Origin of the sequence: Bradyrhizobium sp. AZCC 2230, assembly GCF_036924495.1 — a bacterium.
Lineage (GTDB): Bacteria > Pseudomonadota > Alphaproteobacteria > Rhizobiales > Xanthobacteraceae > Bradyrhizobium > Bradyrhizobium rifense.
The window spans coordinates 7,175,608-7,191,049 of record NZ_JAZHRS010000001.1 but is presented as its reverse complement, the minus strand read 5'-3'; the positions used below and the strand labels follow the sequence as shown (position 1 = coordinate 7,191,049).

The 15,442-nt window shown below is 64.8% G+C and carries 18 protein-coding genes and 1 pseudogene; 4 read left to right on the top strand and 15 right to left on the bottom strand.

Annotation, left to right across the window (positions count from 1 at the left end):
* Window positions 1-6: 6 nt before the first annotated feature.
* The 8 genes from V1280_RS34320 to V1280_RS34285 are packed head-to-tail and all read right to left on the bottom strand — an operon-like array spanning window position 7 to window position 6,000.
* A complete protein-coding gene (locus V1280_RS34320; protein WP_334534943.1) occupies window positions 7-1,026 on the bottom strand; it encodes a WD40 repeat domain-containing protein in 1,020 nt (339 codons plus the stop codon).
* Complete coding sequence (locus V1280_RS34315) at window positions 1,026-2,069, bottom strand: CobW family GTP-binding protein (protein ID WP_334534941.1); 1,044 nt, start codon at window positions 2,067-2,069, stop codon at window positions 1,026-1,028. Before V1280_RS34315 ends, V1280_RS34320 begins: the two co-directional genes overlap by 1 nt.
* Before the next feature lie 54 nt (window positions 2,070-2,123).
* Window positions 2,124-2,987, bottom strand: a complete 864-nt coding sequence (locus tag V1280_RS34310) for a metal ABC transporter solute-binding protein, Zn/Mn family (RefSeq protein WP_334534939.1) — start codon at window positions 2,985-2,987, stop codon at window positions 2,124-2,126.
* Between the two features lie 2 nt (window positions 2,988-2,989).
* Window positions 2,990-3,859 (bottom strand): metal ABC transporter permease, encoded by an 870-nt coding sequence (locus V1280_RS34305; RefSeq protein WP_334534937.1) that lies wholly within the window; start codon window positions 3,857-3,859, stop codon window positions 2,990-2,992.
* A 6-nt stretch (window positions 3,860-3,865) separates the two neighbouring features.
* Complete coding sequence (locus V1280_RS34300; RefSeq protein ID WP_334534935.1) at window positions 3,866-4,621, bottom strand: metal ABC transporter ATP-binding protein; 756 nt, start codon at window positions 4,619-4,621, stop codon at window positions 3,866-3,868.
* A gap of 2 nt (window positions 4,622-4,623) precedes the next feature.
* Complete coding sequence (locus tag V1280_RS34295; protein ID WP_334534933.1) at window positions 4,624-4,848, bottom strand: hypothetical protein; 225 nt, start codon at window positions 4,846-4,848, stop codon at window positions 4,624-4,626.
* Between the two features lie 43 nt (window positions 4,849-4,891).
* Window positions 4,892-5,392 carry a hypothetical protein gene (locus tag V1280_RS34290; RefSeq protein ID WP_334534931.1) on the bottom strand — a complete coding sequence of 167 codons (501 nt, stop codon included), beginning with the start codon at window positions 5,390-5,392 and terminating at the stop codon, window positions 4,892-4,894.
* On the bottom strand, window positions 5,389-6,000 hold the full coding sequence (locus V1280_RS34285) for a permease (protein ID WP_334534928.1): 612 nt from the start codon (window positions 5,998-6,000) through the stop codon (window positions 5,389-5,391). The genes V1280_RS34290 and V1280_RS34285 overlap by 4 nt, the downstream gene beginning before the upstream one ends.
* A 23-nt stretch (window positions 6,001-6,023) precedes the next feature.
* Between V1280_RS34285 and V1280_RS34280 the strand changes: the two genes are divergently transcribed.
* Entirely contained in the window at window positions 6,024-6,146 is a 123-nt protein-coding gene (locus V1280_RS34280; RefSeq protein ID WP_334534926.1) for a hypothetical protein, read from the top strand.
* Window positions 6,147-6,293: 147 nt separating this feature from the next.
* Here V1280_RS34280 and V1280_RS34275 read toward each other — a convergent pair whose 3' ends face one another.
* On the bottom strand, window positions 6,294-6,890 hold the full coding sequence (locus tag V1280_RS34275; RefSeq protein WP_334534925.1) for a superoxide dismutase: 597 nt from the start codon (window positions 6,888-6,890) through the stop codon (window positions 6,294-6,296).
* A gap of 207 nt (window positions 6,891-7,097) precedes the next feature.
* Here V1280_RS34275 and V1280_RS34270 point away from each other — a divergent pair, with 207 nt between their 5' ends.
* A complete protein-coding gene (locus tag V1280_RS34270; RefSeq protein WP_334534924.1) occupies window positions 7,098-7,625 on the top strand; it encodes a GNAT family N-acetyltransferase in 528 nt (175 codons plus the stop codon).
* A 100-nt stretch (window positions 7,626-7,725) separates the two neighbouring features.
* A complete protein-coding gene (locus tag V1280_RS34265; protein WP_334534922.1) occupies window positions 7,726-8,166 on the top strand; it encodes a DUF2147 domain-containing protein in 441 nt (146 codons plus the stop codon).
* Here the strand turns inward: V1280_RS34265 and V1280_RS34260 are convergent.
* The 6 genes from V1280_RS34260 to V1280_RS34240 form a co-directional block, all read right to left on the bottom strand.
* Entirely contained in the window at window positions 8,163-9,314 is a 1,152-nt protein-coding gene (locus V1280_RS34260; protein ID WP_334534920.1) for a DUF3095 domain-containing protein, read from the bottom strand. The genes V1280_RS34265 and V1280_RS34260 overlap by 4 nt on opposite strands.
* Window positions 9,315-9,512: 198 nt before the next feature.
* The gene (locus V1280_RS46920; protein ID WP_442895260.1) at window positions 9,513-9,728 is read right to left on the bottom strand and encodes a hypothetical protein; all 216 of its coding nucleotides are present in this window, start codon (window positions 9,726-9,728) and stop codon (window positions 9,513-9,515) included.
* A gap of 157 nt (window positions 9,729-9,885) precedes the next feature.
* Window positions 9,886-10,608, bottom strand: coding sequence for an SDR family NAD(P)-dependent oxidoreductase (locus tag V1280_RS34255; RefSeq protein WP_334534918.1), 723 nt, complete (start codon window positions 10,606-10,608; stop codon window positions 9,886-9,888).
* A complete protein-coding gene (locus tag V1280_RS34250; protein ID WP_334534916.1) occupies window positions 10,601-11,983 on the bottom strand; it encodes a class I adenylate-forming enzyme family protein in 1,383 nt (460 codons plus the stop codon). The genes V1280_RS34255 and V1280_RS34250 overlap by 8 nt, the downstream gene beginning before the upstream one ends.
* Window positions 11,970-12,215, bottom strand: coding sequence for an acyl carrier protein (locus tag V1280_RS34245; protein ID WP_015688794.1), 246 nt, complete (start codon window positions 12,213-12,215; stop codon window positions 11,970-11,972). The genes V1280_RS34250 and V1280_RS34245 overlap by 14 nt, the downstream gene beginning before the upstream one ends.
* A 152-nt stretch (window positions 12,216-12,367) precedes the next feature.
* Window positions 12,368-14,182: a long-chain-acyl-CoA synthetase gene (locus V1280_RS34240; RefSeq protein WP_334534912.1), complete on the bottom strand. Its 1,815-nt coding sequence runs from the start codon at window positions 14,180-14,182 to the stop codon at window positions 12,368-12,370.
* 226 nt (window positions 14,183-14,408) lie between these two features.
* Here V1280_RS34240 and V1280_RS34235 point away from each other — a divergent pair.
* Window positions 14,409-15,388: pseudogene (locus V1280_RS34235) on the top strand (Bug family tripartite tricarboxylate transporter substrate binding protein).
* Window positions 15,389-15,442: the final 54 nt, after the last annotated feature.

Sequence of the window (15,442 nt, the reverse complement as noted above, 5' to 3'; positions counted from 1 at the left end):
GACAGATCAAAGCTCCAGCAGGCCGCCGTCCCCATTTTCGTCGGCGAAGGCCAGCAGCGTGCCCTTGGCGTTCCAGGCGAGCCCGGCCACCGGCGGCGTGCCGTTGCGGCGAACCAGGATCTCCGCGCCATCCTCCAACCGCACCATCAGCACGGTGCCGTCGCTGTAGCCGGCGGCGAAGATGTCGTTCTTGGGGTGGCAGGCGACAACCGACACGCGCGCCTGCAGCGGCGCCAGCATCGCGGGCTCCTTGCCCATCGGGCCGTCCTTGCTGGCGAACGGCCAGATGATGACGGTGTCGGCACCCGAGGTCGCCAACCCCTTGCCGCCGGCGCTCCAGGACATCGAGCGGACGCGGCCGGGATAGCCGGTCATGCGCATGTGCCTGTTATCGGCGAGCCGCCAGCCATGCAGCGCCGCCTCATGCATGGTGGTGACCAGGAATTTGTTGTCCGGGCTGAAGGTGACGCCGAGATGCGAGCCGGCCCAGGGCAGGAATTCGGCTGATCCTTCCATGTTGGGAAACCACAGCGTCGCGCCGTTGTAATGCGCGATCGCGAGCCGCAAGCCCTTCGGCGCGAACGCGAGGCCGCCGACGGTCGAGGGCACCTCGAGCGACTTCTCCTCGGCCTTGCCGCTCTTGACGGTCGCGGTCTTGCCGGCCGACCAGGCGTAGGCCCCATCCGGATGCAGCGCCACCGCGTCGATCCAGCGCCGCTTCGTATCGGTGGCGAGCAGCGTCACCTCGCCCTTGGCGTCGAGCGCGACAACCTTGCCATCATCGCCGCCCATCACGAGGCGCTTGCCGTCGGAGGCGGCCGAGAGAATACCGCCGCTGTGGACGGCGACGGTGCTGATCTCGCCCTTGGCGTCGACGAACGCGACGTTCTCCTCACTGCCAACGAAGGCCGCGCGGGGGCCAAGGAAATGCACAGAGGTCACGCCCATGCCGAGCGCAACCGGCTTGACGCGGTCGGTGACGGAGACGATCGAGGCGGAATCCGGAGCCGGCGTAAACTCTTTCATCACGAGACGATGCAGCTCTCGAAGCCCGAACGAATGAGCTCTTCGGGCAATTCGCGGCCGATGAAGACGAGGCGGCTCTGGCGCGGCTCGCCGTCCTTCCATTTCCGCTGGTGATTGCCCTCCAGCATCATGTGGACGCCCTGGAACACGTAGCGGTCGTCGTCGTCGTGGAAGGCGAGGATGCCCTTGGAGCGCAGGATCTTGCCGCCCTCGACCTGCACCAGGTTCTGGAGCCAGGGCATGAACACGTTCGGATCGAGCGGCTTGTCGGTCTTGAGCGACAGCGATTGCATGTCCTCGTCGTGATAGTGCTTCAGGCCGTGGCCGTGACCATGATGGTGATGATGGTCGTGGCCGTGATGATCATGGTCGTGATCATTATCGTCGACCTCCAAAAAGTCCGGCTCGATATCGAGGATGCGGTCGAGGTCGAATGCGCCGCGATCGAGCACGTCAGCCAGGGCGACCGAGCAGCGCTCGGTGCGGTGGAGTTTCGCATAGGGGTTGATAGCGCGGATGCGGGCCTCGACCTCGGCAAGCTCCGGCTTGGTGACGAGATCGGTCTTGTTCAGCACGATCACATCGGCGAAGGCGATCTGGTTCTTGGCTTCGGGTGCGTCCTTCAGACGGTCGGACAGCCATTTGGCATCGGCAACGGTCACCACCGCGTCGAGCCGGGCGTTCTTCTGCACGTCCTCGTCGACGAAGAAGGTCTGGGCGACCGGCGCCGGATCGGCGAGACCCGTGGTCTCGACGATGATGGCGTCGAACTTGCCCTTGCGCTTCATCAGACCTTCCATGATGCGCACGAGGTCGCCGCGCACGGTGCAGCAGATGCAGCCGTTGTTCATCTCGAACACTTCCTCATCGGCGCCGATGATGAGGTCGTTGTCGATGCCGATCTCGCCGAATTCGTTGACGATGACGGCGTATTTCTTGCCGTGGTTTTCCGACAGGATGCGGTTCAACAGCGTGGTCTTGCCGGCGCCGAGATAGCCGGTCAGGACGGTCACGGGAATTTTCGAGGCGGTCGCTTCAGACATAACAACTCCGACTTCGGGCTTGTCGCGCGACGCACGGCGGGGTGGCCCCCTGCCCTAGTGGTCAAGCGCGCTGGTCAGGGCCTTTATATTGTGCCTGACCATGTCAATGTAAGTGGGTGCGGGCCCCTTTTCGCCGGTCAAACCATCCGAAATCAGGGTCCCGCCGACCTTGGCCCCGGTCTCGGCCGCGATCCGCCGGATCAGCCGGTCGTCGCTGATATTTTCCAGAAATACCGCCGGGATTTTTTGAGCCTTGATCTGGCCGATGATGGCGGCGATGTCCCGCGCGCTGGGCTCGGTTTCGGTGGAGACCCCCAGGGGGGCAATGAACTGCACGCCGTATTCAGCGGCGAAATAGCCGAAGGCATCGTGGGTGGAGATGACCTTGCGCCGCTCCGCCGGGATTTTGGCCACGGCGTCGCGAACCTCGCGGTCGAGCGCTTCGAGCTTTTCCAGATAGGCTTTTGCCTGGGTGCGGAAGAGATCGGCATCGTCGGGGTCGGCCGCGGCCAGCGCGTTGGCGATATCAGTCACATAGATCTTGGCATTGGGGACGGACTGCCAGGCATGGGGGTCTGCGGCCGAGCCGAGCTTCAAGGGTGCGATGCCGGCGCTCGCGGTCACGATTGTCGCCTTGCTGCCGGAGGATTGCACCAGCCGCGGCAGCCAGCCCTCCAGCCCAAGACCGTTGACGATGACGAGTTTTGCGTCCGCGATCCGCTTCGCGTCGGATGGGGCCGGCGTGTAAACATGGACGTCGCTGTCGGGGCCGACCAGCGTCGTGACGCTGACGCGATCGCCGCCAATGGTACGGACGAAATCGCCGAGGATCGAGAAACTGGCGACGACGTTGAGCGGCTCGGCGGCATGCAGCGGCGAGGCGATCAACAGAAGCACGCAAAGCAGGAGACGCCGCATCGTCATGCTTCCAGATGCCGGCCGGGAAACAGCTGCCGGACAATGCCGCCGACGCGGCCGAACAGGACGGAGACGATGTAGAGCACGCTCGCCACGAGAATGATCGCGGGGCCTGAGGGCACGCGGGTCTGGAACGAGAGCACGAGGCCGGCATAGCCGGAGACGGCGGCGGCGACGACCGCGATGCAGATCATCAAAGTGAGGTCGCGCGACCAGAACCGCGCGATGCCGGCCGGAAGGATCATCAATCCCACCGCGAGCAACGTGCCGAGCGCCTGAAACCCGTTGACGAGGTTGATGACGACGAGCGCCAGGAAGGCGAGATGCGCAGGCCCTCCGGCGCGGCTCACCGTTCGCAAAAACAAGGGATCGACGCTCTCGATTACCAGGGGGCGGTAGATCACGGCGAGTACCAGCAGCGTCACCGTGGCGTTGAAGGCGACCACCAGCAGCGTCTGGTCGTCCATCGCGAGGATGTTGCCGAACAGCACGTGCAGCAGATCGATATTGGTGCCCTTGATCGAGACGATGGTGACACCCAGCGCCAGCGAGGCCAGATAGAATGTTGCAAGCGAAGCATCCTCCTTCAGCCCGGTCGAGCGCGCGACCACGCCGGCGAGAATCGCGACCGCAAAGCCGGCGACCAGCCCGCCTGCCGTCATCGCAAACAGATTGAGCCCGGAGAGCAGGAAACCGACGGCGGCGCCCGGCAGGATCGCATGCGCCATGGCATCGCCGACGAGGCTCATCCGCCGCAGCATCAGGAACACGCCGATCGGCGCGCCTGCCAGCGACAGCGCGATCACCGCGGCGAGTGCTCGCCGCATGAACTCGAATTCGGTGAACGGACCGATCAGCGCGTCATAGACCATCTGGGATCACGCCGCCCGCGAGCGGGCATCATCGGCCGCGCAGGCCGCGGCGCTGTCGTCGAAGGCCTCGCACATCCGCATCGCGACCAGCAGGTTTTCCGGCGTGAGCACCTCCGCCGTCGGACCCCACGCCACCGGGCCGCGCGCCAGGACCAAGGTCTCGGCGAAGTGCGTGCGCACCATCTCCATATCGTGCAGAGCGGCCAGCACGGTGCGGCCTTCACCGTGCCAGTGTTTCACCAGCGCCAGCAGATCGGCCGTGGTCTTGCTGTCGATGGCGTTGAAGGGCTCGTCCAGCACGATGAGCCTCGCATCCTGGAGCAGCACGCGCGCGAACAGCACACGCTGCATCTGGCCACCGGAGAGCGTGCCGATCGGGCGGTTCTCGAAGCCATTGAGGCCCACGGCCGCGATCGTATGCAGGATCTTGCTGCGCGCAGCCTTGCCGATGCCGCCGAACAGGCCGGTCGCGCGCCACAGCCCGGTGGCGACGAAATCGAACACCGAGATCGGGAAGCTGCGGTCGATCTCCGCGCTCTGCGGCAGATAGGCGATATCCCTGGCATTAAGCCCGCCGAGATGGATGCTGCCGTCGAGCGGCTTGAGGATACCGACGATGCCGCGCAGCAGCGTCGACTTGCCAGCGCCGTTCGGCCCGATCACGGCGACCAGTGCACCGGAGGCGACCTCGCCGTTGAGATGGTGCACGGCCGGGTGCCGGTCGTAGCCGAGCGTGACGTTGTGAAAGTGCACGGCCGCCATGATCACCTCATCGCCAGCCAGACCACCGCCCAGAGCACGGCGCAGACGGCCACCGCGGCCGAGAGGCGCGCGGCCATGGTCATGCGCAGGATCGACCACGGCGCCGCCTGGGCCGGATGCGGCGAGGTCGCATCGTGGACATGGGCGTGGCTGTGATCATGCCCATGCGAATGCCCGTGGGCATGGGAATGGTCGTGATGATGAGCTTGGGACGCGGCGGGAACCATTCGAGGACGTTATATTATAACATTACGCCTGTCCACGACCCGCTCAGGGCTTGCCGATCACCATTGCGATGGCGGCGGCCACGAACGGGAACGGCACCGAGACAGCGCAGCGGAACCAGACGAAACGGGCCGGCATGAACGGGATTTCCCACAAAATCACCCGCTGGAAGGCGAACAGGGCCCAGGCGACGACATAGGCGACCACCTGGGGCATCCCGCCGCCCGACTTCAGCGCCACCGTGCCGATGGAAAAGCCGATCACCGGGCCGCCGGGCGTGGCAGCACCGGCGATCACGGCGGTCGCGACCCCGAGCCAGCCGCTGTCCGGCCCAAGCCAGCCGGTGATAACCTCCTGCGGGATGATGGCGGCGATGTAGCCTGAGCCGATCACGCCGAGCGCAATCCTCGGCACGATATTGATGAAATCCATCGAGCCTTCGCGCAGCGAGGCCTTGAACACCGGAGGGCCGCGGCGGAAGGCGATGAGGCCGACGCCGAACACCGAGCCCCACAGCAGGATGTCGATGAGAAGCGCCGCGCTCACGCCGCCTCCTCGTCGACTTCGCGCTTCGGATAGAGCCGGACATAGACGAAGCGGCCGAGCGCGCCGGCGAGCACCGGCAGCGGCAGCGAGATCACGATCCGCCACAGCGTGAAATCGGTGCCCATGATCGGGATTTCCCAGGCGACCGCGCGCCCGTAGCCAATCAGGGTCCAGCTCACGACCATGGCGATGGTGGCACCGAAATCGGCGCCGACCGCGAGCAGCGCGCTCGCCACGGGATAGGCGGTGAACGGGCCGCCGGGCAGGATCGCACCGAAGGCGGTGCCGATCAGAAGCCCCTTCAGGCCGGATTTCGGACCGAGCGCGCGCGAGACTTTTTCGTGCGGCAGGATTTCCGAGATGAAGGCGCCAAGCAGGCAGCCCGCCAGCACGCGCGGCAGGATGCCGCCGAACAGCGAGAGGTCGTGGGTGAGAATGTCGAGGACGCCGTCGGTGCCGTCACGCCGCCAGACCAGCGCTGCGCTCACCGCCACCAGGGCTGCGATGATGATGGTCGACCAGCCGATCGGCTTGCGGACACGCCCCGGCCGCGGCTCAGACTCCGAATCCTCGGCAGGCTCAGGACTTTTCGGGGAAGGCTCTGACAACGGGCTCGGTCGGCTCGAGGGTGATGCCCGTCCTGATTAAGGGCGCCGCCGAGGCGTTGCAAACGGAACGATGGCAGACCCGTGCGCGCACCACGCAGGACTGGCTCAATCAGGCAATTGCGCACAGCAAAAAGGCGGCCACGTGAGCGACCGCCTCTTTGTCATTCCGGGGCGGCGCGTCAGCGCCAAGCTATGGTGCGCAATTGCGCACCTGAGAATCCATCGGGCGTCAGCCCAAGTGGATGAATGGATTCCGGGCTCGCGCTTCGCGCGCCCCGGAATGACGGGACAGCTTACGCCTTGTCGAACAGGGACTCGACGTATTCCCAGTTCACGAGGTTCTCGACGAACGCCTTGAGATAGTCGGGACGGCGGTTGCGATAATCGATGTAGTAGGAGTGCTCCCAGACGTCGACGCCGAGGATCGGGGTCGCGCCGTGCACCAGCGGATTCTCGCCGTTGGGGGTCTTGGCGATTTCGAGCTTGCCGTCCTTGACCTGGAGCCAGGCCCAGCCGGAGCCGAACTGGCCGACGCCGGCTGCCTGGAAGTCCGTCTTGAACTTCTCGAAGCCGCCGAGGTCCTCGTTGATCTTCTTCTCGAGCTTGCCCGGCAGCTTGGTGCCGCCGCCATTGGGCTTCATCCAGCTCCAGAAGTGGATGTGGTTGTAGTGCTGGCCGGCGTTGTTGAACACCGCGGGGTTCTTGCCGAACGAGCCCTTGACGATCTCTTCAAGGGACTTGCCTTCCCATTCGGTCCCCTTGAGCGCGTTGTTGCCGTTGGTGACGTAGGCCTGATGATGCTTGTCGTGGTGGAATTCCAGCGTCTCCTTCGACATGAACTGGCCGAGGGCGTCATAGGCGTAAGGGAGGGGGGGCAGCGTGAATGTCATGGGTTCTTGTCCGCAACTGGGTGGGGAACGTTTTAACGGTCACCCCTTATAGAAGGTTCCTGCGCCGTTAAATACCGCCAAATTGCGAAAAGGCGCGACTGCGACGGCATGGCCCGATTGCACAGCTTTCAGATCACTGAAAAATATCATTGCCTTTGAAGCGCTTATGGCAGAACGAATGCGTCACGGAGCAGAGCTGCAAAAGCCATGAGCATCGAAATCGACATTTTGAACGGCGATGCCGCGTGGCCGATCGCCGAACCGCTTTTCAAGGCAGTCTATCCGCGCGATGTGGTGGAGAAGCTGCCCTGGGGTCATATCAAGTGGGCGAATCCCGATCTCCGCGTGCTGATCGAGACTCCCCAGGACGGCCTCGTCTGCCATGTCGGCATCTATTTCCGCACCATCACCTGGAATGGACAGAAGGCGCATGTCGGCGGCATCGGCGGGGTCTGCACGCGCGAGGATCGCCGGGGCCGCGGCTATGCCACCATGGCGAACGACGCGGCGGTGCACACCATGCGCGCCAACGAGGCGGTTCGCTTCGCGCTCCTGTTCTGCGAGCCGCACAATGTCGCGTTCTACGAGGCCCGCAAATGGCGCGCCTTCACCGGCGACATCTATTGCGAGCAGCCGGAGGGCCGCATCCGCTTCACGCAGTTGGCACCCTACGTGTTCGACATCGTCCGTGCGCCGACGCTCGGCACCATCGACCTCTGCGGCCTGCCCTGGTGAAGGATTCAGTGGGGCAAATGAGCGCAGCAATGTGATTCCATCAGGCGTTGCACGATTCTGATTTGCTGCTATGGAGACGCCTCCATTCCGAGGCCCTTCCATGTCCCGCAGATTCGCCATCCTCTCCGTCCTCCTGGCTGCGCTGTCCGGCGCGACGGCCGCGCATGCGCAAAGTGCTGACGCGAGCGGCACCTGGCTGACCCAGGCTGGCGATGCCCGCGTCAAGATCAGCAAATGCGGCGGCGGCATCTGCGGCGTCATCGTCTGGCTGCGCGAGCCCCACGACACCGCGACCGGCCAGCCCGCGACCGACAGCAAGAATCCCAATCCCGCGCTCGCCAGGCGCCCGATGATCGGCCTGCCGCTGTTCTCCGGCATGCAGCCCGCAGGGCCGAATAAATGGTCGGGCCAGATCTACAATGCCGATGACGGCAGCACCTACGCGAGCAGCGTCTCGATGACGGGCGCAGAGACGCTGCGCGTCGAAGGCTGCGTCGGCGCGCTCTGCGGCGGCGAAACCTGGACGCGCGCGGGACGCTAGGTCGCGGCCGCCACCATCGCCTTGAGCGCCGTCGCCGCCGAGGCGTAGCCGCCCCGCGCGCCGTCGATGAAGTGGACGTGGTCGCTGCGCAGCGCCGAGGGCGTGAAGCAGGTCATCATCGCGGCATCCTGCTGGTAGAGCCCGTAGCGCACGACGCCATCGCGCGCGGCCGTCGCGAGACGATCGCTCAGGGCACGCTCAAGCTCCGGCGTGCAGTCGAGGATCATGCGCAGGCCGTCGTCATATTTGCGGAAGTCGGAATTCTCGACCACCTGGCGCTTGTAGACTTTTGGCAGGAAGCCGCCGACCTTGATGTCGAAGCGCATCAGGACATAGGCGAAAAACGTATAGGCGAGCAGGCCGGCGCGACGCTTGAGCAACGACCCGCCGCGGATCGCCCGCGCCTCGTAGTCCAGGCCCTGCGGCGGCCATTTCAGCGGCGGCCCCTGCGCTGGCACGGGACGCCCCGCATCCGGACTGCGCTCGACGAGATGGATGATATCCTCGATCACCTTGCGGAAGGCCTGCGGGTCGCCGCCGTCTGCCGGCATCACCAGCACCGACAGGATCAATCCGCGCGAGGCCGGCATCACCTCGAAGCGGCAGGACAGGCCGGAGAGATCGGGCTGCGTGCCTGAGGGCGCTTCAGCGACGGCGAACTCGCCGCGCTTCATCGCGGCGTCGGCGAAGGCGAGCCCGCCGCCGGAAAACATCGCATAGGACAGATTGGCCGACGGACCGAAGCGCGCGACGCGCACGTCGAGACCTTTCGCCCTTATGGCGCTCACCGGCACCAGCGCGACGCGCATTTTGAGATCGAGGTCTTCCCGCACCCAGCTCGCCGTCGCAGCCAGAGCTTCGCGCGCCGCATCGAGATCGGCCGGCGCGACCGCAAAACTGGCGCCGTCGCCGCCGAACACGAAGGGAAATTCGCGGCCCTCCAGCGCATTCGTCACCGCCGCGATCACGGCGGCGCCGGCCATGTTCACCGCCTTGTAGCGCTGCGCCGCAATCGCCTTGGTGGAATCGACGATGTCGGCGACGCCGACGCTCCAGTCCTCCGGCAGCGGCGAATAGAGTTTTGGCTCCATCAGGCTAGTGAAGCCACGGAAGACAGGGATGCTGCCGTAGAAGGAAGCGGCGCTCATTGCAGAAGCCGGTCTGGTTTCAGGTGAGACGAGATACGTGGCGGGACAGATTTGGGTTCGCCGGCCGGCTCCCCCGAAAAGGCTGGGCATCATTGGCCGAAACCGGCTCGACAACAAGATGCCTGCTCGCGCCGGCGAGCACAATCAAATGCAATGGCCGACGGGACGGTTTCGCGCTCGTTGGAAATAGGCGATAGGCTAGTGCAGCTTTTCGCTCTCGCGCTTTCGCAGAGCCTCGAGAGAGGCATCATGACAGCCGATCAGCCGCACGAATTGCTGCGGATACATTTCGTGGCCGTGGCTGCCGGAGTTTTGATGCGACATCGGCGGACAGCGGGCATCGTCCAGTTTCGCGGGCGAAGGCTCGACGGGCGCTTGGCCCGGACTCGCAACGGTGATGTTTGGCGAGGCCATATTTTGAGAGGCCAAATTTTTAGAGGCCATGGACTGCTCCCTGTCGTTTAGGGCAGTTCGATTGACGTAACCCAATCGAGTACGAGGCATCTTACGACCAAATCCGGCTTGATGTCATTGCGCCGGATCAACCCGATTGTGACGGCAGAGTTCCGTCTCAGGCCGTATTCCCGGCGTCGATCGTGAACACGGTGCCGGTGACGTTACGACCGCCCTCGCCGAGCAGATATTCAACCATGCGCGCAACGTCGTCGGTCTCGGGCAGTCGGCGCAGCGCGCTGCGGCCGGCGATGCGCTTGCGGCTCTCGTCAGAGAGATTATGCGTCAGCTCGGTGTCGATGAAGCCGGGCGCGATCGCGTTCACGGTGATACCGAGCTTGCCGACCTCGCGCGCGAGCGAGCGGGTGAAGCCGGTGGCAGCTGCCTTGGTCGCGCCATAGACCGACAGGCCGTTGTAGCCGGTCGTCGCGATGATCGAGGAGATGTTGATGATGCGGCCGGCGCCATCGGCCATCATCTGGCGCGCGACATATTTGGTGAGGACGATCGGCGACAGCACGTTGAGCTGCACCAGCGCCTCGATCTCCGAATTGTGCATGGTCGCGAGCAGGCCCTCGGTGCCGAGGCCCGCATTATTGACGAGGCCATAGGTCGGGCCGAACTCATCGCGCACGAGCTTTGCGAAAGCCGGAATCGCGTCGATCACGGCAAGATCGCAGGCGCGAAAATGCAGGCGGCCTTTGGAGGCGGCGATCGCGGCCTTGAGCTCGTCGCTCTCGCGCCGCGCGGCGGCGATCACGTTGTAGCCGGCGCTGACCAGACGTTTGCCGATCGCAAGGCCAATGCCGCGGCTGCCGCCGGTGATGAGAACATTATGCATCGGTGCGCGCCAGTTTGCCGGCCGGGGTGACGTCGAGCGCCTCGACGAAGCGGATCACCGCCGGCACCTTGTGGGACGCCAGCTGCGCGCGGCACTGATCCAGGATCTGGTCGCGGATTTCCTTCGCGCGTGCCTGGTCGGTGCCGTCGGCAAGGATCACGTCGGCGACGACGATGCCACCCGTGATCGGGCTACGCCGCGATTTCGCGCGCGACATCCGCACGTCGGGATGTCGGTTGATCGCCGCCTCGATTTCTTCCGGGTGAACTTTCAGCCCGCCGATATTGATGATGCCGCCGCGGCGGCCGACGAAATAATAGCGCTCGCCGCGCAGTTCGACAATATCGCCGCTGTCGACGAAACCGTCGCCGTCGGTGAGCGCAGCCGCGTTGCGACCGATATAGGCGTGTGCCGTGCGCGTCGAACGGATACGCAGCGAGCCGTCGACGACCTTCATCTCGACGCCGTTACGGTTGCCGAGATAGTTCGCCGGAAAACCTTCGAGGCCATCATTGACGGCGAAGCCAACGCCGGCCTCGGTCGAGGCATAGGCATGGCCGACGGAGGAATTGGGGAATGCCGCCTTGAGGCCGTCGAGCACGGCCTGGTCGGCGATCTCGCCGGAAAGGCGGACATAGCCGGGCGCGAACTGCGCGGCCGAGCCGCTCATCAGGAGCTTGCGCCAGTGCGAGGGCGTGCCGGAAATGTGCGAGACGCCGCGCGCGTTCAGCCGCGCGACGTGATCGGCGAGCACCTCGTGCGGATCCGACAGCACCATCGAGCCGCCGGAGAGGATGGCGCGGAGGAATATCTGCAGGCCGCCATAGCGGCGGATGTCGTAGAACGTGGCCCAGACCGGCGCGGGGCCCTTGGCGGGGCCTTCGGCGACGATGGCGCCGGTGAGTGCTTCCAGCGTATGGCCTACGATTTTCGGCACGCCCGATGTGCCCGAGGTGAGCATCAGCCATTCGGTCGCGCGCTCGGTCTGCGCAGGCGCTGTGGCTTGAAGCGGCATTTGTGCGGTGACGACCAGCGACACACCGGCCGCGGCCCAGCCATCGGGCTCGTCGGTCACGAAGGCGTCGATCCCGGCATCGGCGATCAGCTCGTCCAGATGCGCAGGATTAAGGTCCGGCGGGCACAGCAACATGCGACGGGCGATACCGTCGAGCTCGATCATGGCGAGGCCCGACCGGAGCTGGTCCGACAGTTTCAGCAGGACCGCGCGGCCGGACAGCTCGCGCAGGCGGCCGCCGAGCACGGTCCGCGACAGGATATCGGTCAGCGACACCACATGGTGCGCATCCGACAGCGTACGGCCGGTCAGCTCCGCGCCAAGGTGGTCGCGGAGCGCGAAGATCTCACGCGGGGACATTTTCGTAGGCTCGCACGAAATCGCCCACGGTGGCGGGGAACGCTGCGTCCTCGGAAATGGTGAAGGGATCGACGCCGGTCTCATCCTCGAGACGCGCGACAAGGATCGCGAAAGCGAGCGAGTCAAAGCCCGTCTCGTGCAGGGACAGATCGTCCGAGAGTGCGGGAAGCGTGACGTGCTGTTCCTTGGCGATCTGCTGGATCGCTTCAATGACTTTGGATCGTACCGACATGGCTGGCTCGCCTCTTCTTTAGTTAATCGATCGTGTTTCTTGCGGCGGCTCTCGATGACCGCCTCCCCTTGCCCGTGTGTTTACCGGACAGAAGTAAATGGCCTCTTGGACAATTCAGATAAAATTGGACCTATCTCCGGATTTTGTTGCTGTTACAGCCGGATCGTGCCGTCCAGGATGTGCGCGAATGCCTCGGCATCGAGCGCGACATAGGCGCCGGATTTCGGTTCGAGCATGAACAGAGGCTCGGCGAACGCGCTGGGATCAAACCCCTCGCGCGCCAGTTCCCCCTTCTTCTGCTTGAACGTCTCGGTCGCATCGAGCTCGCGCGAGATGCGGATGAAGACCGGGCGGGCATAGGTCGGCAGCCGCTGTGCGAGATGCGCAGACAGTGCGGCGATATCAAAGCCCTCGTTCACGACGATCGTGCTCATGCCGGCGCGGCCGTCGGCGCCAGGAATGCTGACGCCATAGGTGGTGGCATCGACCACGCCCGTAAAATCGCGCACCGCGTCGTTGACCTCGGAGGTCGCGACGTTCTCGCCCTTCCAACGAAAAGTGTCGCCGATGCGATCGACGAAATGGAAGAAGCCCTTGTCGTCGAGCCGCATCAGATCGCCGGTGCGGAACCAGGCATCGCCCTTGGCGAAGACATCGCGAAGGATTTTCTTCTCGGTCTCGCCCGCGTCAGTATAGCCCTCGAAGCGGCCACCGCCCTGGTCAGCCGTGCCGATGCGACCGATCGCTTCGCCGGCTTCCCCACGCGTGCAGGCGATGCAAAAGCCCTCGTCATTGCGCAGCGGCGCGCCGCTGTCGGGGTCGAGCTTGACGAGGCCTGCAGGAAAACGATGCGCGAGCAGCGGCGGAATGCGGCCGATGGCGCCCGGCTGGCCCTCGACGTTGAACAGCGAGAAATTGCCTTCGGTCGCGGCATAGAATTCAAGAATGCGGGGAATGGCGAAGCGACCCTGGAAATCCTCCCAGATATCGCCGCGCAGGCCATTGCCGCAGACGAGCCGCAGGCGATGGCGGTTCTCGTATTCCGACGGCGGCGCCTTGAGCAGATAGCGGCAGAGCTCGCCGATATACTGGAACAGCGTGCAGTCGTGCTGCACGATGTCGGGCCAGAAATTCGAAGCCGAAAACTTCTCCGCGATCATCACCGAGCCGCCGGCGGCGAGCATGCTGCACGGCGCGACGATGCCGCCGACCGAGTGGAACAGCGGCAGGCAATCATAGAGCCGATCCTGCGGCGTCGCGCCGGTGAGGCCGGCGAACCAGAACCCCCAATTGAGGATGCGGCGATGGCTGATGCTGGCAGCCTTCGGCAGGCCGGTGGTGCCGGAGGTGTAGATCAGCAGCGCGCGGTCATCGATGGTGACGTCGCCGTGCTCCTGGGGCAACAGCGTCCCGTCGCCGAGCGCGGCGAGTGCAACATCGATCGCACGCTCGCTGCGGGCATCGCCATGGGTCCAGATCTTGGCTTCGGTCTTCAGATGCGGTGTTGCGCTCTGCAGCGTCTCCGCGAGCTCATGCGCGACGATGATGTGCGAGGGCTTTGCGACATCGACGCAATGCGCGAGAGACTGCCCGACGAGCTTGGTGTTGATCAGCGCCACCACGCCGCCGACGCGGCTGATGCCGAGCCAGGCCGCGACATAATCGATGCCGTTCGGCATGATCAGGCCGACAATATCCCCTTTGGCGACGCCGACCGAGAGTGCCCAGCGCGCATAGCGATTCATGCGCTTCGACAGGCCGTCATAGTCGAGGCTTGCGTCGTCCATGATCAGCGCGACACGATCAGGCTGGCGACGTGCCCAATCGTCGACGACGTCGGCGAACAGGCGGCCCGGCAGCGTCTCGATCCGCGCCGTCAGCTCGATCGCCTTCAGCCAGATCTTTGAAGCCGAAGGCGCGCGCGCGGCTTTCGTTTGCTCGATGACGCCGGTGGTCATGCCGTTCATTCTTTCGGGCGGTATCTGCTTGTTCCCGGCAGCTTAGCTCGCGCGCCCTGCCCAGGTGTTAAGAGACAAGGTAAAACTCGGTTAGCTCTCGATTAACTGCGATCATCCTTTACCAAGCCGACGGGAACGTGGTGCGGCCTGGCGCGATTCTTGCGATAGCAAAATCCAGTCATTCGGGCGTGCTGTGCGCGTCCTCTCGCCCGCGAGAGATGAACTGGAGGCCACGATGATCACCAGGCGACATTTCCTTCAGATCGCCACCTGTGCCGCGGCCACGCTGATCGCTCCGCGCGCCTTCGCGATCGGCAACCCGTCCTATCCATCGCGCAGCGTGAATGGGTGGTGCCCTATGCACCGGGCGGCGCCACCGACGTGCTGTCACGTCTGATCTGCCAGCGGCTGTCCGACCGGCTCGGCCAGACCTTCGTGGTCGAGAACAAGCCCGGCGCCGGCGGCAATATCGGCACGCAGGCGGTGATCACGTCCGCACCGGATGGCTACACGCTGCTGCTGACCTCGACTGCGAATGCGATCAACGCCTCGTTCGATCCAGCGTTGCCGTACGATTTCGCCAAGGGGATCGCGCCGGTTGCGGGCGTTGCGCGAATTCCGCTGGTGCTGGTCGTCAACAACGACTTGCCGGTGAAGAGCGTCACCGACTTCATCGCCTACGCCAAGGCCAATCCCGGCAAGATGTCGATCGCCTCGTCCGGCATCGGCACATCGCTGCATCTCTCCGGCGAGCTGTTCAAGTCGATGGCCGGCGTCCAGTTCACCCACGTGCCCTATCGCGGTTCCGCACCGGGCCTGACCGACGTGATGAGCGGCCAGATCCAGGGCATGTTCGACAATGTCACCTCGTCCTTCGAGCTGGTGCGCGCCGGCAAGCTGCGCGCGCTCGGCGTCACCACGCGCGAGCGCTCGGAGATTTTGCCTGACGCGCCACCGATCGCCGACACGCTTCCCGGCTACGAGACATCCTCGTTCTACGGCGTCGGCGCCCCATACGACACCCCGCGCGAAATTGTCGATCTGCTCAATCGCGAGGTCGACACGGCGCTGTCAGACGCCGAGATCAAGGCGCGCATCGCCGAGCTCGGCGCGATCCCCCTGCACGGCAATGCCGGCGAGTTCGGCGGCATGCTGACCGCCGAGACCGAGCGCTGGCGCAAGGTGGTGGAGCTGTCGGGAATCAAGAAAGAATAGCTCGCGGCTTCTGCGCGCCAAGCAAGCGGATCGTCATCCCGGACGACCGCATCA